Origin of the sequence: Photobacterium sp. TY1-4, from assembly GCF_025398175.1 — a bacterium.
Lineage (GTDB): Bacteria > Pseudomonadota > Gammaproteobacteria > Enterobacterales > Vibrionaceae > Photobacterium.
In genome coordinates this window covers 140,822-159,387 of the sequence record NZ_CP099734.1, presented here as the reverse complement: position 1 = coordinate 159,387, position 18,566 = coordinate 140,822, and the positions used below count along the sequence as shown (strand labels likewise).

The following is an 18,566-nucleotide window of genomic DNA, read 5'->3' as shown; positions in this document are numbered from 1 at the left end:
TAACTAATCAGCGGAAATAGCGATGAGCGGACAACTCCTTGACAGCGTCGCCCTGACAGAACTCTCCGGCGTCGGGGCCAAGATGGCCGAAAAACTGGAAAAAATCGGCCTGCACAACGTGCAGGACCTGCTGTTTCACCTGCCGCTCCGCTATGAAGACCGCACCCGGATCTGGCCCATTGCCGGGGCCCTGCCCGGTCAGCACCTCACCATTCAGGGCGAGGTGATCAGCAACAACATCAGCTTCGGCAAACGGCGGATGCTGACGGTCAAAATCAGCGATCAGACCGGCAGCGCCACCCTACGCTTTTTCAACTTCAACGCGGCAATGAAAAACAGCCTGGCCGAAGGCAAGCAGGTCAAAGCCTATGGCGAGATCAAGCGTGGCCAGCACGGGCTGGAGATCATTCACCCCGACTACAACGTGTTTTCCGAGCCGACCGAACTCAGCGTCGAGGAAACCCTGACCCCGGTCTACCCGACCACCGACGGCCTGCGCCAGCTCACTCTGCGCAACCTGACCGATCAGGCGCTGGCCCTGCTCGACAAGGCCGCAGTCAGCGAATTGCTGCCCGAAGGTCTCTACGATCGCCAGATGACCCTGGCCGAAGCGCTGCACCTTATGCACCGGCCCACCCCGGATGTCTCCCTCGATCAACTCGAAGAAGGCAAACACCCGGCCCAGCAACGGCTGATCCTCGAAGAGCTGCTGGCGCAGAACCTGTCGATGCTGGCCGTGCGCAGCAAAGGCCAGCAACATCTGGCCTGGCCGCTGCCGCCCAGCCACACCCTGAAACAGCAGCTGCTCGCCAGCCTGCCGTTCAGCCCGACCGGTGCCCAGCAGCGGGTCGTCGGCGATATCGAAACCGACCTCGCCCGGCCCCATCCGATGATGCGTCTGGTGCAGGGGGATGTCGGCTCGGGAAAAACCCTGGTCGCAGCCCTGGCCGCCATTCGCGCGATTGAGCACGGCTATCAGGTAGCACTGATGGCCCCGACCGAACTGCTGGCCGAGCAGCATGCGCTGAACTTTGCCAACTGGCTTAACCCACTCGGCATCGAGGTCGGCTGGCTGGCGGGCAAGCTCAAGGGCAAGGCCCGTGAAAACGAACTGGCCCGGATTGAAAGCGGCGAAGCCAAAATGGTGGTCGGCACCCATGCCCTGTTCCAGGAGCAGGTGGTGTTTCAGAACCTGGCGCTGGTGATCATCGATGAGCAGCACCGCTTCGGCGTCCATCAGCGGCTGGAGCTGCGCGAGAAAGGCGCCCACAACGGCCACTATCCGCACCAGTTGATCATGACCGCCACCCCAATCCCGCGCACCCTGGCAATGACCGCCTATGCCGATCTCGAAACCTCGGTGATCGACGAGCTGCCGCCGGGCCGCACGCCCATCCAGACCGTGGCGGTGCCCGACAGCCGCCGGGCAGATATCGTCGAGCGGATCCGCGCCGCCTGCCTCAATGAAGGCCGCCAGGCCTATTGGGTCTGCACCCTGATTGATGAATCCGAAGTGCTGGAAGCCCAGGCGGCGTCAGATACTGCCGACGAGCTGACCGCCCAGCTACCGGAGCTCAATATCGGCCTGGTCCATGGCCGGATGAAACCGGCTGAAAAACAGGCGGTGATGAAACGCTTCAAGGACGGCGAGCTGCACCTGCTGGTCGCCACCACCGTGATTGAGGTCGGGGTCGATGTCCCGAACGCCAGCCTGATGGTGATTGAAAACCCAGAGCGGCTCGGTCTGGCCCAGCTCCACCAGCTGCGCGGCCGGGTTGGCCGGGGCAGCGTCGCCAGCCATTGTGTGTTGCTCTATCATGCCCCGCTGTCCAAAACCGCTCAGAAACGCCTGGGTGTGCTGCGCGAGAGCAGCGACGGGTTTGTGATTGCCCAGCGCGATCTGGAAATCCGCGGTCCCGGTGAATTGCTGGGCACCAAGCAGACCGGCCTCGCCGACTTCAAAGTGGCCGATCTGGTACGCGACCAGCATCTGATCCCGCAGGTGCAGAAACTGGCCCGCTATATTCACGACCGCTATCCGGACAATGCCCAAGCCATCATTACCCGCTGGCTCGGCCGGCGCGAGAACTACTCCAACGCCTGAGCCGTTCCCAGCACCAGCGCTGTCCCCAAAGCCCACATATGCGGCCGGAAAGTGCACTTTCCGGCCGCAGCACCGCCACCACAGCCACTCCCGAACCGCCCTGACAGGACGATAAAAAAGTCTGCCCAACTCAGCGCAAACGTTTGCTATTTTCTGTCAGATAATTACAATAGCGCACAAAATTTCACCCACACGCACTTCTCCCGTGAACCGGCGGATCTGACTAACAGCAATCACAGAATTATTCGCCCTCACTGGCTTTGCCCATCCAGCGCAGCGCCGGGGATTTAGAAGTCCATCAAGGAAACCATGGCTATGACACGCCAACACGACGACATCGCAACACCGCAGAAATCCGATCTGATCTATCGCCTTGAAGACCGGCCGCCACTGCCGCAAACCCTGTTTGCCGCCACTCAGCACCTCTTGGCGATGTTTGTCGCGGTGATCACCCCGTCGCTGATCATCTGCCAGGCCCTCGGCCTGCCGGCCAGTGACACCAACACCATTGTCAGCATGTCACTGTTCGCCTCGGGCATTGCCTCGTTCATTCAGATCCGCACCATCGGCCCGGTCGGCTCGGGGCTGCTGTCGATCCAGGGCACCAGTTTCAACTTCCTCGGTCCGATCATCGGTGCCGGGTTGGCAATGAAAGCCGGCGGCGCAGATATTCCAACCATGATGGCGGCCATTTTCGGCACCATTCTGGCCGCTTCGCTGACCGAAGTGTTGATCTCCCGGGTGCTGCAACATGCCCAGCGCGTGATCACCCCGCTGGTCTCGGGGATCGTCGTCACCCTGATCGGCCTGACCCTGATCCAAATCGGCCTCACCTCCATGGGTGGCGGCTACGCGGCAATTGAAAACGGCAGCTTCGGCAGCCTGGATAACCTGATGCTGGCGGGGACTGTGCTGGGCCTGATTGTCCTGCTGAACCGGGTGAAGAACCCGTACCTGCGCGTCTCTTCGATTGTGATTGCCATGGCCGCCGGCACTCTGCTGGCGTGGGGCACCGGGATGCTCGATACCGCCCACGTCGCTAAGACCGACCTGATCGCCGTGCCGCTGCCGATGCAGTACGGCCTCGGCTTTGACTGGTCGCTGCTGATCCCGCTGGTGATTGTCTTTGCCATCACCTCGCTGGAAGCCATCGGCGATATTACCGCAACGTCCGAAACCTCCGAGCAGCCGGTTGCCGGTCCGGTGTACATGAAACGGATCAAGGGCGGCGTCCTGGCCGACGGCGTCAACTCAGCGCTGGCCGCCGTGCTGAACAGCTTCCCGAACTCCACCTTCAGCCAGAACAACGGCATTATCCAGCTAACCGGGGTTGCCAGCCGTTACATCGGCTACTTCGTGGCCGGGATGCTGGTACTGCTGGGCCTGCTGCCAAGCGTGGCCAATTTAGTCCAGTTGATCCCCGAGCCGGTGCTGGGCGGTGCCACCATTGTGATGTTCGGCACCATTGCGGCTTCCGGAGTCCGGATTATCTCGCGCTGCAACCTCGACCGCCGGGCGATCCTGATCATGGCGCTGTCATTTTCCATGGGTCTGGGCATTGCCCAGAAACCGGAAATCCTCCAGTTCATGCCCGAATGGATCCAGAGCATCCTGTCTTCCGGCATGGCTGCCGGGGGGATCACCGCAATTGTGCTGAACCTGGTGCTGCCGGAAGAGAAGTAATTCGCCTCACGGCAATCACAACCGATAAAAAAAGCGCCGGCATCACTGCCGGCGCTTTTTCGTTTTGATCCGATTTGTTTTGACCCGGCGCGCGGCGCGCCCGGATCTTAATGTTTTTTACCGTTCTGCATCGGCAGGCCAATCTGCACTTTCAACCCGCCGCCGCTGCGGTTGGTCACCAGAATACTGCCGCCATGCTGGTCGATGATCCGCTTCACAATGGCCAGCCCCAGCCCGGTCCCTTCCGCGTCACTGCCGCGGGCACTGTCGCCCCGGGTCAGCGGCTGGAACATCTTCGCCACCTGATCCGGCGCAATCCCCGGCCCGTCATCTTCGACACAGAACCAGGCGGTCTGGCGATCGACCGTCACCCCGCTGGACACCTTGACCCAGCCATGGCCATAGCGCAACGCATTGACCACCAGGTTGGCCACCGAGCGCTTGATCGCCACCGGATCGCCCTGCACCACCCCGGGGATCGGACTCAGCGCCAGCGCAATTTCCTGCTCATAACCGCCTTCGGCTTCGGCCACTTCCTGCAGCAAACTGTTCAGATCCAGCGGCTCCTGCGCCAGTTGCTTGGTCGATTTGAGGTATTCCATGAACTGGCTAATGATCTCGTTACACTCCTCGGTGTCCTTAATCATGCTCTCCGCCAGGTAACTGTCTTCCGGCGACATCATCTCGGTTGCCAGCCGGATCCGGGTCAGCGGAGTGCGCAAATCGTGGCTGACCCCGGCCAGCAGCAGCGCCCGGTCATCTTCCAGTTGCTGGATCCCTTCCGCCATCTTGTTAAAGGCCCGAGTCACCGCCCGGATCTCCGACGCGCCCCGCTCCGGCAAATGCGGTGGAGTACCGCCCTGAGCCACCTGCAACGCCGCCTGCTCCAGCGCCACCAACGGCCGGTTCTGGATCTTGATAAACAGCCAGCCCCCGGCAATCACCATCAGCGCAATGATCAGGCTGTAGTGGAACAGCGGCGAAAAATCCTCTTCCTGCAATTCCGACAGCGGGATCCGCATCAGGTAGCCCGGCATCGCATCGCACTTCATCCACAGCACATAACTGTCGGCCCCCAGCACCAGGCGGACCTCGGTCGGCGCGTCCAGCTCCCGGCTCATCTCCTCACTGAGATAATCAATCCGGGTCGCCTCGCGAAACTCCGCCAGCGACTCGCTTTCCTCGCTATGCAGCGTCACGCCCAGTTGCTCCAGCAACTGGCGCCGTAACGGCGTGTCGAGGTGGAAGGTATGGCCGTCGGCCAGCTCCACATCTTCCTTGAGCATCAGCCGAACCTCGTAGGCCAAAATCCGGTTAAACTGCTTCAGGCTGGGCAGCAGGGCATAGTTGAGCACCGCCAGATACGAAAAAATCTGGCTGGCTATCAACAGGCCAGCCAGCAGGATCAGGGTGCGGGCAAATGTACTGCGCGGGGACATCCGCATGGTCGCGTCCTTCTTTATGCCTCACTGCCGTCCGGTACGAACACATAACCCAGACCCCAGACGGTCTGGATGTAACGCGGACGGCTCGGATCTTCTTCAATCATCCGGCGCAGGCGCGAGATCTGCACGTCAATCGAGCGCTCCATGGCCGAATACTCACGGCCGCGGGCCATATTCATCAGCTTATCGCGGGACATCGGCTCACGGGCATTGGTCACCAGGGCCTTGAGCACGGCAAACTCGCCCGAGGTCAGCGGCATCGCTTCCTCGCCACGGAACATCTCGCGGGTACCGAGGTTGAGGCGGAATTCGCCGAACTCGATGATCTTACTGTCGACGCTCGGGGCACCCGGCGCTTCAATGGTCTGACGACGCAGCACCGCCCGGATTCGGGCCAGCAGCTCACGCGGATTAAACGGCTTCGGCAGGTAGTCGTCGGCACCGACTTCCAGCCCGACAATCCGATCGACCTCATCGCCCTTGGCGGTCAGCATCAGGATCGGCAGCATGTTGTTGGCATTGCGCAGCCGGCGGCAAATCGACAAACCGTCTTCGCCCGGCAACATCAGGTCCAGCACCATCAGGTGAAAATTCTCCCGGGACAGCAAACGGTCCATCTGCTCGCCATTGGCAACACTACGCACCTGAAACCCCTGCTCCGACAGGTAACGCTCCAGCAACGCCCGCAGGCGCATATCATCATCAACCACCAGAATCTTGAAATTTTCCTGCATATCTCATCTCACCTGCATCGACAATCGTATCGAAATTTATTCATATCTTACTCGACAACAGTACCCTGACACGCAACCGTGCTGCTAAATCATACGCCAAATTGTTACAGAGTATGTCGCGTGATTACCATCCCGGCGAAAAGCAGCGCATTCCGGTGAATTCCCCACACCACTGACCACATCCGGCCCTTAATAGTTCAAGACGGACTCACCCACCGAAAGATTCATCTTTCCAGGCTGATGAATTTGATAATAGGAAACCTTTCTATATAATCCAACAGAATAAACCACTTGCACTGAGCACGCTTGAATACTCCAATCGCGCATGACAACCATTTTGATGTGCACAGGTCACTTCACACCTGCCCGACACAACAACGCTTCCGCCACTCCATCACACAGATAAGTACCGTATGAACAAATTAACATTACCTGCACTGCTTGCACTGTTTCCGCTGAGCCTTCACGCCGCAGACTTTACAACGATCACCAACTTCGGGGACAGCCTGTCCGATATGGGCAACAAGCACCTGATCACCGTCGAGATGAATCAGGCGACCGACGGCAATATCGGTATCCGCGCCCAGGCGCCCAACGTCAACGGCCGCTTCAGCAACGGCCCGGTCTGGACCGAATACCTCGCCACACAGCTCGAAATGCCGGCCCCGACACGTGCCCACGGCCAGATTAAGAGCACCGTCGTCTTAACCAGCCCGGATGGGCAGCAAGTCAGCTACCGCTACCAGGGCAAGGCCCTGATCGGCACCAACTGGGCGGTCGGCGGCGCTATGTCCGGACCGGGCCGCTTTATCGACATTGATGCCGCCAACGGCTTCTCGGCCAGCGCAGGGCTGGATGTCCTGTCCAACAGCGGCCTGCAGATTCAGCAACGCATCCACCATAAAGGCCCGTTCAGCGGCCATGAGCTCGTGAGCTACATGAGCGGGACCAATAACTTATGGTTCACCCTGTTCGGCGATCTCGGCCAGAGCGGAGATCAGGCGGCGGCCTTGGCGCTCAAAGATATCGCATCGCTCATTGATGCCGGCGCAACACACATCCTGGCGGCGAATATTCCAAACTTTGTCGATGCCCCTTGGTTTGACGGCCAGCAGAACACAGCCACCCGCTTTATCCGTGAGCACAATCTTGCGCTGAAATCCGGTCTGGAGCAGCTGGCCGCAAGCCATCCCGAAGTCGCGATCTTCCACTTCGACGCGTTTGCGACCTTTGACAAAGTGATCAACGCAGTCAAACAAAACGGCCGGTACCATGATGCCGAGCTGGCAGTCACCATCACGGATGTCACCGGTGAAGCCTACAGCTACGCCACCGGCAAGGTGATTGCCCAGCCGAACCACAACCTGTACTGGGACGGCCTGCACCCGACGACCGCCATGCATCAGATCCTCGCGAAAGATGCCGCCCGCCTCGTCAACACCGGAATCGCATTATGATGTCACTCAAATCCATCCGTCACCAAATCATTCTTGGTGCGGCCAGCTGCCTGTTTTTCTCACTGGTCGCGGTCCTGTTGGTCGGGCAGAAATACTCGACCCAGCTGGAAGGCATGGTGCACAACAAAACCTACGCGTTTGCCGATAGTACGCTGACCGAGCTTCTGGAAGAAACCAGCAAATTTCACTCCGAACAGATCCAGAACCAGCTCTCGGTGGCCATGAACTCGGCCGAAGCCCTGGCCAGTGTCGTGTCAGGCATGGCAAGCGCGACGGACACCCCAGACAGGCTGAGCCGCGAAGCGCTCTCACTGATGGTCCGGGATCTGCTGGCCGGAAACCAGAAATTCCTCGGCGCCTATATCGCGTTCGAGCCCAATGCCTGGGACGGCAAAGATGCCATTTATGAGTCCATTGACGGCAAAGGCCAGTTCAACGTCTACTGGACCCGCAGTAGCGATAACCAGCTCAAGCCTTCATCGGTGGACTCCGATCGATTCTATCTCCAGGACCGGACCAAAACCGGCACCCGGGTCAGTGAATGGTATCTGTGCCCGCTGGAAACCGGGCGCAGCTGCCTCATCGACCCGTGGGCCTATGATGTCCAGGGCCAGCAGGTGCTCATGGCCAACCTGGTGACCCCGATCAAGGTCAACGGCCGGACCATCGGCATGCTCGGGATTGATCTGTCGGTGAACTTTATCAACGAGCTGGCCCTCAAGCTGCAGCGCGAAAAATTCGGCCCGAACTCCCACATCAGTATTATCACCTATCGCGGCGTCGTCGCCGGGGATACCAACCCGGTTTCCCCGCTCGGTGAGGTGTTGAGCGACTGGAGCCAGCGCCAAGCCCAGTTCCAGGCCGGCAAGCAAATCTGGAACTCAACCGAAGACTTCTCCAGCCTGGTGACGCCGATTCGGGTCGGGAATACGGATACCCCGTGGATGCTGTGGATATCGGTTCCTAAAGCCGAGCTGCTTGAGGATATCCATGCCCTGGAACGCGATCTGAAGACCTCGTTCGGGGAATTTCTGAACAGCCAGCTGATCGCCGGTGTGGTGATCTCTCTCTTTGCCCTGGCGGTGCTATATATCATGGCCAAACGGATTTCCACCCCGATCCAACAGGTCGTCGATATCGTCCGCCAGCTCGGTCAAGCCGGTGGCGATCTGACCTACCGGCTGGACGTCACCCGAAAAGACGAAACCGGCGCCCTCATGCATGGACTAAATATCCTGATGGCGTCGCTTCAGGGCATGATCCGGGATATTGCCGGCTCGGTTGACAACCTGAACATGGCCGCCAACCGCTCGGCCGGGATCGCCGAAACCTCGCACCAGGGCGTCCAGCAACAGCGCCAGGAGTTAGAGCAGGTCGCGACCGCCATCAATGAGATGGCCTGTACCGCCAGCGAGGTCGCCAACAATGTGGCCAACACGGCCAGCTCGGTGGAGGAAGCCAACCAGGCCATCACCCGCTGTAGCGATGTTGTCAATGACAGCGCCAGCATGATCAGCCGGCTCGGCGAGGAAATGGAGCGCTCGACGGAGACGATTGTGGAGCTGGAAACCCAGAGCCACCAGATCAGCAGCATTCTCGAGGTGATCCGCAGTATTTCCGACCAGACCAACCTGCTGGCCCTGAACGCCGCGATTGAAGCCGCCCGGGCGGGCGAGCATGGCCGTGGGTTTGCAGTCGTCGCCGATGAGGTGCGCCAGTTGGCCTCCAAGACCCAAAACTCGACGCAAGAAATCCAGCAGATGATTGACCGCTTCCAGAGCCAGATCCAGCGGACGGTTGAAGCGATTTCCAACGGCCAGTCCTATAGCCGCAGCAGCATCGACAGCAGCAAAACGGCCGTCGTGGAGCTTGAGGCGTTGATGGCAACCACTGCTGCCATGCAGGAGATGATCTGCCAGATCGCCACTGCGGCTGAGGAGCAGCATCAGGTGACGGAAGATATCAACCGCAACATCAATGCGATCACCGAGATCACCGTCAAGGCCGCCCAAAGTGCCGAAACATCGAGCCAGGAAGCACAAGGGATGCTGACGCAAACCAGCGACGTGGAAGAGAAGCTCAACAAGTTTAAGTTCTAACGCGTCTCGGTTCATCGCTTGATCCGAGCCAGGCCACAGGGGCTACTGTCCCTGTGGCCTTTTTCATCGACGCCACCGCAATTTGCAGCTTTCCCGCTTTCCCCGATTTTATGCTGAACCGTCGCCCTGCAAGCGCGGAGATTGACCTGCGAGTCAAAGCGTTAGAAGATTTACGCAGCCAACAACCAGATTCGGATCCACACCATGAAAACCAACTTAATCACGCGTGAGGGATACACCAAGCTCAAAGAAGAGCTCGATTTCCTGTGGAAGGAAGAGCGCCCGGAAGTCACCAAAAAAGTCACCTGGGCCGCCAGCCTCGGCGATCGCAGTGAAAATGCGGATTATCAGTACAATAAAAAGCGCCTGCGCGAAATTGACCGCCGGGTGCGCTACCTGCGCAAGCGCCTGGAGCTGGTCCAGGTCGTCGACTACTCGCCGCAGCAGGACGGCAAAGTCTTCTTCGGTGCCTGGGTTGAAATTGAAAACGAAGACGGCGAGGTGAAAACCTTCCGCATTGTCGGCCCGGACGAGATCTACGGCCGCAACGACTACATTTCTATCGACTCACCAATGGCCCGAGCCCTGCTGAAAAAAGAAGTCGATGACGAGTTTGAGGTCAGCACCCCGGCCGGCAAAAAAGAGTGGTTCGTCAACAGCATTCGCTACCGCTAACGCCGCCCCCATTCATCCCGGCCATCCCGCGCTTTCTCAGCAACCGCCGCGTCGGGTTAATTCGTCCGGCGCCGGGTCACGCTGGGCGTTTGACTGTAGAACCGTTTGTAGGCGCGGGAAAAGCCGGACAGCTGGGCAAAGCCGACTTCGGCAGCCAGCTCGGTCAGAGGCATCTGGGTCTCCAGCAGCAACTGCCGCGCCCGCCGCATCCGCCGCTGCATCACATATTGCTGAGGCGTCATGCCGAACTGGCGCTGGCACAGGCAGTAAAAATGGCTTTCACTTAAATGCATCGCCTGGGCAATCGCGGCATTGCTCAGCGAAGACGACAGGTGCCGGTCGAGATAGGCATCGAGCGTCCGCGCGTCAAGGCGCCCGGAGGTCAGTACCCGCGCTACCGGCGCCGCGGACATCTGCCCGAACTGGGTCAGGAACAATGAGATCAGCTGACAATGCAGCTGCGGGCTAACCTGCTCACCGGCGCGACGTAACTGGTGGGCCGCAAAATCAAGCAGCGGCTGGCTGTCCGGAGCCAAGGTCAGAAAATGCGGCTGGCTGAACAGGGTGGTCAGCAGTGGCTGCTCACATGCCTGCTCCAGCGCCTGGAGATACGGATCGGCCGGCGCCAGATCGATCACCAGCAACTCACTGTCTTCACTCAGGCCATTGAAAAAATGCGGCGCACTGTCGGGAACAATCGCAATCCCGCCATGGCCAATCTGGCCCTGTTCACGCTCAAACTCACACGCCATCTGCCCGCGCCAGCCCAGCAACACTTGGGCAAAGCCATGCTGATGATCGCCCTGCCGACGGGCAATGAGATTCCTTCTGATCTGACTACGCTCCACCCGAACCCTCACTTTTCCACGTCTTGGCAACAGCTCAGGAGTCTGAGCTAACAACATCATAGTCTCAGGCAAATGCCCGGTTTTATTTGTCGATAAAATAACAATACATTAACAGGGAAGGAAGTCTGAAATGCAACTCAACCAGAACCAAGTCCAGGACGCACTGCCGTGGCAACCGCTGATCGAGGCGCTACGCACCATGTTTACCCGTGATGTGGTCGCACCGATCCGCCACCACCATACCCTGTCGGTGCCGGAGAATCCGGATGCCACCCTGCTGCTGATGCCTGCCTGGCTGCCCGGCGAATACCTCGGGGTCAAGCAGGTCAATGTGTTTCCCGGCAACAGCGCCCGCAACCTGCCGGGCCTGAGCAGCCACTACCTGCTGAGCTGCGGCCAGACCGGGCAGCTGCTGGCCCAGATTGACGGCAATGAGCTCACCGCCCGCCGCACGGCCGCCGCATCGGCGCTGGCTTCACGTTATCTGTCACGCGAAGACACCCGCTGCATGCTGATGGTTGGTGCCGGCCGGGTCGCCCGCCGCCTGATCCCGGCCCACATGAGTGTTCGCCCGATCGACACCGTGCATATCTGGGATATCAACCCGGCCGCCGCCGAGCAACTGGCGACCGAGCTGCGCGACCAGGGCATTGAGGCACAGGCTTGCCCGCTGGACCAGCTTGAAACCGTGGCCAGAGCTGCCGATCTGATCAGCTGTGCCACCCTGTCGACCACCCCGATCGTCCAAGGGGCCTGGCTCAAACCCGGCGCCCACCTCGATCTGGTCGGCAGCTTCACCCCGACCATGCGCGAAGCCGACAACAACGCCATGCAACGGGCGGCGCTGTTTGTCGATGTCAAAGCCGCCGCCTTGGCGGAAACCGGTGAGCTGATCCTGCCGATCCAGGATGGCGCCATCGACGAGCACCATATCCTCGCTGACTTTGCCGAGCTGTGCAGCGGCACTCACACCGGCCGCCAGGCCTTGCCCGATCCGAAGACGGCCATCACGGCCTTTAAATCCGTGGGCGATTCGCGCGAAGATCTCGCCGCCGCGATACTGGCCTACCAGAGCATCGCCTGAGTACCGTCAGCCCTCCGGGAGCCGGGGCTCTGACGCCGGCTCCCGCCTGCAACCGGGCTCGCCCGGGATCGATTGATGTAAGGATGCAGCACGATGACACAGAAAAATTCAGACTTTACCGCCACCCCGCACCTCGGTGTGGCCATGATCCCCATTCTTTTGACCATTGGCTTGCTGGCGATCCAGATTTTCTACTACGACGATTTTACCCCCCATATCGCCCTGGCGATTGGTTTTGCCCTCACCGCCCTGGTCGGCTGGTATCAGGGGCTGCGCTGGCAGGACATTGAAGCCGGTGCGTTTCGCGTGCTGCACATCGCCATGCCGTCGATCGCCACCCTGATTGTAGTCGGCATGCTGGTCAGTACCTGGATTGCCAGCGGCACCGTCCCGACCCTGATTTATTACGGCCTGGCCCTGATCGACCCAAGCTGGTTTCTGGCCGCAACCATGCTGCTCTGCTCGCTGGTCTCGCTGTCGATCGGATCAAGCTGGACCACAGTCGGTACCGTCGGCCTGGCGCTGGTCGGCATCGGTTATGCGTTTGGGATCCCGGCTTACTGGACCGCCGGCGCCGTGGTCTCAGGCTCCTTTTTCGGCGATAAAGTCTCCCCGCTGTCCGATACCACCAATCTGGCCGCGGCGGTGACCGAGACCAATGTGTTTGCCCATATCCGCAACATGATGCCGACCACCATCCCGGCGATGCTGATTGCCATGGCAATCTATGCGTTTGTCGGCGGCACCAACAGCGCCGACCCGTCGCAGCTGGCCCATATCACCGACATCCGCCAGGGACTGGAAGCACATTTTGCGCTGGGTCTGCTGCCGCTGCTGCCGCTGGTGGTGGTGATGGCGCTGGCGTTTGGCAAAATCGCTCCCATTCCGGCGCTGTTTACCGGCTTTGTCCTCGGCGCCGGAGTGGCTGCCCACCAGTATGGCTACAACCTCAATGAAATCCTGACCTTTGCCCACAGCGGCTTTCAAATCGACACCGGCACCCAGGCCCTCGACAGCCTGCTCAACCGCGGCGGCGTTTCTTCCATGACCTGGGTGATCACCCTGATGATGTTCGCCCTCGCCTTCGGCGGCGCCCTGGAGCGCACCGGCTGCCTGGAATCCGTGGTCGGCGCCATCATGCGCACCACCCGTTGTTTTCGCGGCTTGCAGACCAATGCCATCCTGACCTCCGTTGCAACCAATGCCGTCTCCGGTGATGTCTATCTGTCGATTGCCCTGCCGGGCCGGATGTTCGGGCCGGAATACGATAAACTGGGCTACAGCCGCCTCAACCTGTCGCGAGCCATTGAAGAAGGCGGCACCCTGGTCTCGCCGCTGATCCCCTGGAATGCCGGCGGCGCCTTTGTGATGGGCACCCTCGGCCTGAGTGTCACCCCGGGCGATTACAGCGCGCTGTTGTATATCCCGCTGGCGTTTGCCTGCTGGCTGTCCCCGGCAATCGGCATCCTCTATGCCCAGACCGGCTGGTTCTCCCTGCAGGTCCCGCAAACCTCGACACGCGATGACGATGCTGCGCCTGCTGCCGCGCCCTCCCAATGATTCAACGACCAGAAGGAAATCCAACCATGGCCAATCTCTCCTCACCCGCAGCATCCCGGGGCCGACTGGCGGTCCTCGGTGCCGGTGTCGTCGGGCTCTGTACAGCGCTGGAAGCCCAGCGCCATGGCTATGCCGTTACCCTGATCGACCGCAACCCGCCGGGTACCGGCGCATCGTTCGGCAATGCCGGCTACCTGGCCACCGAGCTCATCGACCCGCTGGCCACCCCGGCAACGTTGGCCAGCGCCCCGGCGATGTGGCTCGATCCCAACGGGCCGCTGTCACTGCCGCTGCGCTACCTGCCCCGGGCCCTGCCCTGGCTGACACGCTTTATCCGCGCCGCCGCTCCGGCTGCCGTTGCGCACAGCCGGGCTGCCCTGACGGCCCTGAACCGGGCCGCAGTTCCGGCCTGGCAGCGCTGCCTGGACGACATCGGCGCCACCGAGCAACTCGTCCGCTCAGGCTATCTGCTGGTATGGGAGTCCCCCGACAAGCTTGAGGCTGCCCGAGCCCATGCCCGATCTCTGGCCCAGCAGGGGATCCCGACCGAGCTGCTGCAGGGCGAAGCGCTGGCCGCCAAGGAGCCGGCACTGGCCGAGCGCCTCAGCCACGCACTGTTTTTTCCGAACGCCTGCCGGGTCCGCGACCCGTACCAGCTGTCGCTATGCCTGCTGGCTGCGTTTGAAGCCCGCGGCGGCCAGCTTCTTCGCCAGGAGATCCGCAACATCACCCCGCAAGCCGGCCGGATCCAGCTTGAGACCGCTGACGGTGCCAGTTTCCATGCTGAGCAGGCAATCATCTGCACCGGGGCCTGGAGCAAAGCGTTGTTGCAGCAAGTCGGGCTCACCGTGCCGCTGGAAGCCGAGCGCGGCTACCACCTGACAATTGAGGCTGACCATCTCACCTTGAACCATCCCATCGGCTCCGCCGAACGCCGCTTTGTTATGAGCCCGCTCGACAGCGGCTTGCGGGTGGTCGGGATCACCGAAATCGGTGGCCTGTCCCTGCCGCCGCTGGCCCGGGGCTTTGCAGCCCTACGCCACCACAGCAGCCAGTTACTCCGGCACTTGGCCGACCCGAGCCTGAAAATCAGCGAATGGATGGGCCACCGGCCGACGCTGCCGGACTCCCTGCCGGTGATTGACCGTCACCCGAGTCACCCGCGCCTGCTGTTTGCCTTCGGCAACCAGCACCTGGGGCTGACCCAGGCAGCTGTCAGTGCCGAGCTGGTGGTCAGCCTGCTGCGCGGTCAGCCACCGGCCATCGATCCGGCCCCGTTCCGGGTCGACCGCTTCTAAGCCAGTTGCCCCGGACTGATGCTCCCTGGATCACCGCCCCGTCGCCGGACCCCGGGCAATCACGGCACCGGGGTCACACTGACAGACACCTGACGGTTCTCAACTTGCCTCCGCCCCATTCACCCGTAGAATGGAGGCACAAACGACAACAAGAGAATGAACGGATGAGCAACCCGATCAACCAGACGATTGCCCATGAACTGGCGGTACGCCCAGAGCAAGTCACGGCCGCCGTGACCCTGCTCGATGACGGCAATACAGTCCCTTTTATTGCCCGTTACCGTAAGGAAGTCACCGGCGGGCTGGATGATACCCAGCTGCGCAACCTGGAGTCCCGCCTCGGTTACCTGCGGGAAATGGAAGATCGCCGCCAGGTGATTTTGAAATCCATCAGTGAGCAGAACAAGCTGACCCCGGCGCTGGAAGCCGAAATCCAGGCCGCAGACAGCAAAACCCGGCTCGAAGATCTGTACCTGCCGTACAAACCCAAGCGCCGCACCAAAGGCCAGATTGCTATCGAAGCCGGCTTAGCGCCGCTGGCCGACAGCCTGTGGACCGATCCGAGCCAGTCACCGGAAGCTGCGGCAGCAGCTTTTGTTGCCGCTGACAAAGGCGTAGCGGATACCAAAGCAGCCCTCGACGGTGCCCGCGCCATTCTGATGGAGCGTTTTGCCGAAGATGCCGCGCTGCTGGATAAAATCCGCCGCCACCTGCAACAGCAGGCCGAGCTGAGCGCCGCCGTCGTCGACGGCAAAGAACAAGAGGGTGCCAAGTTCAAAGACTACTTTGAGTACAGCGAAACCCTGAAAAACATCCCGTCGCACCGCGCCCTGGCGCTGTTCCGCGGCCGCAACGAGGGCGTGCTGCAACTGACCCTCAACGCCGATCCGAATCAGGAAGCGGGCACCCGCGGCTCCTACTGCGAAGTGATGATCGCCGATCATTACGGCATCACCCTCGGCACCCAACCGGCCGACAGCTGGCGCAAGCAGGTGATCAGCTGGGCCTGGCGGATCAAAATCCTGATGCACATGGAAACCGAGCTGCTGAGTGCCCTGCGCGAAAAAGCCGAAGACGGTGCCATGCAGGTGTTTGCCGACAACCTGAAAGACTTGCTGATGGCCGCGCCGGCCGGTCCGCGTATCACCCTGGCGCTGGACCCGGGTCTGCGCACCGGCTGTAAAGTGGCCGTGGTCGATCAAACCGGCAAGCTGCTTGATACCGCAACCATTTATCCGCACCAGCCGCAACGCCAGGTGGCCCAATCGGCCGCAACGGTGCTGGCGCTGATCACCAAGCACAACGTCGATCTGATCGCCATCGGCAACGGCACCGCATCGCGGGAAACCGACAGCTTTGTCGCCACGCTGCTGAAAGAGAACAACCTGAAAGTCCAGAGCGTGATGGTGAGCGAGGCCGGTGCCTCGGTATACTCCGCGTCTGAGCTGGCTGCCAATGAATTCCCGAACCTGGATGTGTCCCTGCGCGGCGCGGTATCCATCGGCCGCCGCCTGCAGGATCCGCTGGCCGAGCTGGTGAAAATCGATCCAAAATCCATCGGGGTGGGCCAGTACCAACACGATGTCAGCCAGAGCATGCTGGCCAAGCGGCTTGATGCCGTGGTCGAAGACTGTGTCAACGCCGTCGGCGTCGATGTGAATACCGCCTCAGCGGCGCTGCTGACCCGCGTCGCCGGCCTGAACGGTACTATCGCCCAGAACATCGTGAACTACCGGAATGAAAACGGCCGCTTTGATGCCCGCACCACGCTGAAGAAAGTGGCGCGTCTGGGGCCGAAAGCCTTTGAACAGTGTGCCGGTTTCCTGCGGATCATGAACGGCAAGAACCCGCTCGACAGCTCGGCGGTGCACCCGGAATCTTACGCTGTGGTGAAAAACATCGCCGCTGCAAATGACAAGGCGCTCGATGCCATTATCGGCAACAGTGACTTCCTCAAGGGTCTGAAACCGGCCGAATACACCGATGCGCAGTTCGGCCTGCCGACCGTCACCGACATCATTCGCGAGCTGGACAAACCGGGCCGTGACCCGCGTCCGGAGTTCAAGACCGCCACCTTCGCCGAAGGCGTGCATGAGGTCAAAGATCTGATCCCGGGCATGGTGCTGGAAGGGGTGATCACCAACGTGACCAACTTCGGTGCCTTTGTCGATGTCGGGGTTCATCAGGATGGTCTGGTGCATATCTCGGCGCTGTCCGACAAGTTTGTCTCGGATCCGCGCGAGGTGGTGAAGGCCGGTGACATCGTCAAGGTCAAGGTGATGGAAGTGGATCTGCAGCGCAAGCGGATCGGTATGTCGATGCGCCTCAGCGATGAGCCGGGCCAGGACAAACCAGCCCGCAAGCCGCAACCGCAAGGCCAGGCCCGCCCGACCGGCGCTCGCAACGCAGGCGCTCGCAACACGGGCAAGCCGGACAACAGCGCGATGGGCGGCGCCTTTGCCGCGGCTTTTGCCAACGCCAAGAAGAAGTAACCCGCGCCAACCACCGATATCGTCGGTGGTGAGCGCGCCAAACGACAAGAGCCGGCATCATGCCGGCTCTTTTTTGATCTCAGTGTGTCGTGCCAGTCGTGACCGGGGATACGCTAGAGGATCACCAGATACTCCGTCGGCGGATTCGGCACCGTCGCCTGGGCATAGCGGTGAGCCACCACTCCTTTGATCCGCTCCACTTCGCTGATTTTCTCCAGCTCTTCCAGCAGATTACGCGGCAGCTGAATGTGCATCGAATAACCCAGCTCGCCGACATCACGCAAATAGGTGTCGGCAGACAGGGCTTTGACCAGTTGCTCCAGATCATCCTGGTAGCCATACTGCTGCTCACGCACCACCGCCTCGTGATAATCCGGATGCTCACTGGGATCCCAGGCCGGTTTTTTCAGCTGCTTCTCATCACTGCTGAGCGGTTTTTCCCGGGCCGACGCCGTAGTCTCGGTCGGGGGGACAATTTTTTCACGAACGCGGTTATCCCGCGCAGCCTGTTCGGTTGGCGGGTTCACGGAAGGCGCGATGGTCGGCACGCCGGCTTGTGTTGGGGAAACGATCATGCTGATGTACTTCTCCGGACATCAGCTGATGGGGGCATCAGATCACTGCCAGCAGTACCGTCGCGACCGTACCCAGTGCCGACAATCCCTTCCCGGCACTATAGTAGTCGTCATCGTATTGCTGAACCGCTTCAGGGTGATCCAATCCTAGCGCCCCATAGGCAAACGACTCGGCTTTCTTCGTCGTTTGGGCCATGTCACCAGCCTCTGTATTCTTATTGTTTGCCTCTTCTACCCGGGCGTCTGCAAGCTGAAGTCGCTTCGCCTCGCTCGACAACGAGACCGTATCGGCGCCGCGGCCCGCACGGCTGTCCTGCTTATCCGAAGATGAAGCAGACAACGCCCGCTGCTCCGACGATGCCTGCAACATCCCCGGCATGTATCCTGTTGTCTTTGTAACTATTCCTATTGTCATTATGGCTCCTCTCCGAAACAGAGCAACTCCATTTGATCAATATCGGCACCTGACAGCAAAAATTGAATAAAAAAGCACCGACACCCACACCTGATGA

Annotated in this window: 14 protein-coding genes; 9 read left to right on the top strand and 5 right to left on the bottom strand. The window is 60.6% G+C overall.

Going from position 1 to position 18,566, the window contains the following annotated elements:
* Nucleotides 1-22: 22 nt before the first annotated feature.
* Both recG and NH461_RS00705 read left to right on the top strand, forming a co-directional pair.
* Nucleotides 23-2,104, top strand: coding sequence for an ATP-dependent DNA helicase RecG (gene recG, locus NH461_RS00710; RefSeq protein WP_261601468.1), 2,082 nt, complete (start codon nucleotides 23-25; stop codon nucleotides 2,102-2,104).
* Nucleotides 2,105-2,419: 315 nt separating this feature from the next.
* Nucleotides 2,420-3,787 (top strand): uracil-xanthine permease family protein, encoded by a 1,368-nt coding sequence (locus tag NH461_RS00705; protein ID WP_261601467.1) that lies wholly within the window; start codon nucleotides 2,420-2,422, stop codon nucleotides 3,785-3,787.
* Between the two features lie 107 nt (nucleotides 3,788-3,894).
* Here NH461_RS00705 and envZ read toward each other — a convergent pair whose 3' ends face one another.
* Nucleotides 3,895-5,232: a two-component system sensor histidine kinase EnvZ gene (envZ, locus tag NH461_RS00700; RefSeq protein ID WP_261601466.1), complete on the bottom strand. Its 1,338-nt coding sequence runs from the start codon at nucleotides 5,230-5,232 to the stop codon at nucleotides 3,895-3,897.
* Between the two features lie 14 nt (nucleotides 5,233-5,246).
* The gene (ompR, locus tag NH461_RS00695; RefSeq protein WP_261601465.1) at nucleotides 5,247-5,966 is read right to left on the bottom strand and encodes a two-component system response regulator OmpR; all 720 of its coding nucleotides are present in this window, start codon (nucleotides 5,964-5,966) and stop codon (nucleotides 5,247-5,249) included.
* A gap of 413 nt (nucleotides 5,967-6,379) precedes the next feature.
* On the opposite strand from ompR, the gene NH461_RS00690 reads away from it, so the two are divergent.
* The 3 genes from NH461_RS00690 to greB all read left to right on the top strand — a co-directional run bounded on the left by NH461_RS00690 (nucleotide 6,380) and on the right by greB (nucleotide 10,197).
* Nucleotides 6,380-7,423 carry an SGNH/GDSL hydrolase family protein gene (locus NH461_RS00690; RefSeq protein ID WP_261601464.1) on the top strand — a complete coding sequence of 348 codons (1,044 nt, stop codon included), beginning with the start codon at nucleotides 6,380-6,382 and terminating at the stop codon, nucleotides 7,421-7,423.
* A complete protein-coding gene (locus NH461_RS00685) occupies nucleotides 7,420-9,522 on the top strand; it encodes a methyl-accepting chemotaxis protein (RefSeq protein WP_261601463.1) in 2,103 nt (700 codons plus the stop codon). Before NH461_RS00690 ends, NH461_RS00685 begins: the two co-directional genes overlap by 4 nt.
* 204 nt (nucleotides 9,523-9,726) lie before the next feature.
* A complete protein-coding gene (gene greB / locus NH461_RS00680; protein WP_261601462.1) occupies nucleotides 9,727-10,197 on the top strand; it encodes a transcription elongation factor GreB in 471 nt (156 codons plus the stop codon).
* 56 nt (nucleotides 10,198-10,253) lie between these two features.
* Here greB and NH461_RS00675 read toward each other — a convergent pair whose 3' ends face one another.
* Nucleotides 10,254-11,045 carry an AraC family transcriptional regulator gene (locus tag NH461_RS00675; RefSeq protein WP_261601461.1) on the bottom strand — a complete coding sequence of 264 codons (792 nt, stop codon included), beginning with the start codon at nucleotides 11,043-11,045 and terminating at the stop codon, nucleotides 10,254-10,256.
* A gap of 130 nt (nucleotides 11,046-11,175) precedes the next feature.
* On the opposite strand from NH461_RS00675, the gene NH461_RS00670 reads away from it, so the two are divergent.
* From NH461_RS00670 to NH461_RS00655, 4 genes are all read left to right on the top strand, one after another.
* The gene (locus NH461_RS00670) at nucleotides 11,176-12,129 is read left to right on the top strand and encodes an ornithine cyclodeaminase family protein (RefSeq protein ID WP_261601460.1); all 954 of its coding nucleotides are present in this window, start codon (nucleotides 11,176-11,178) and stop codon (nucleotides 12,127-12,129) included.
* Between the two features lie 93 nt (nucleotides 12,130-12,222).
* Nucleotides 12,223-13,689: a Na+/H+ antiporter NhaC gene (gene nhaC, locus NH461_RS00665; protein WP_261601459.1), complete on the top strand. Its 1,467-nt coding sequence runs from the start codon at nucleotides 12,223-12,225 to the stop codon at nucleotides 13,687-13,689.
* 26 nt (nucleotides 13,690-13,715) lie between these two features.
* The gene (locus NH461_RS00660) at nucleotides 13,716-14,987 is read left to right on the top strand and encodes an NAD(P)/FAD-dependent oxidoreductase (protein ID WP_261601458.1); all 1,272 of its coding nucleotides are present in this window, start codon (nucleotides 13,716-13,718) and stop codon (nucleotides 14,985-14,987) included.
* 164 nt (nucleotides 14,988-15,151) lie between these two features.
* Entirely contained in the window at nucleotides 15,152-17,479 is a 2,328-nt protein-coding gene (locus tag NH461_RS00655; RefSeq protein ID WP_261601457.1) for a Tex family protein, read from the top strand.
* 113 nt (nucleotides 17,480-17,592) lie between these two features.
* On the opposite strand, the gene NH461_RS00650 is transcribed toward NH461_RS00655, so the two are convergent.
* Together NH461_RS00650 and NH461_RS00645 are read right to left on the bottom strand one after the other, a co-directional pair.
* Nucleotides 17,593-18,054, bottom strand: coding sequence for an ATP-dependent Lon protease (locus tag NH461_RS00650; RefSeq protein ID WP_261601456.1), 462 nt, complete (start codon nucleotides 18,052-18,054; stop codon nucleotides 17,593-17,595).
* Nucleotides 18,055-18,091: 37 nt separating this feature from the next.
* The gene (locus NH461_RS00645) at nucleotides 18,092-18,469 is read right to left on the bottom strand and encodes a hypothetical protein (protein WP_261601455.1); all 378 of its coding nucleotides are present in this window, start codon (nucleotides 18,467-18,469) and stop codon (nucleotides 18,092-18,094) included.
* Nucleotides 18,470-18,566: the final 97 nt, after the last annotated feature.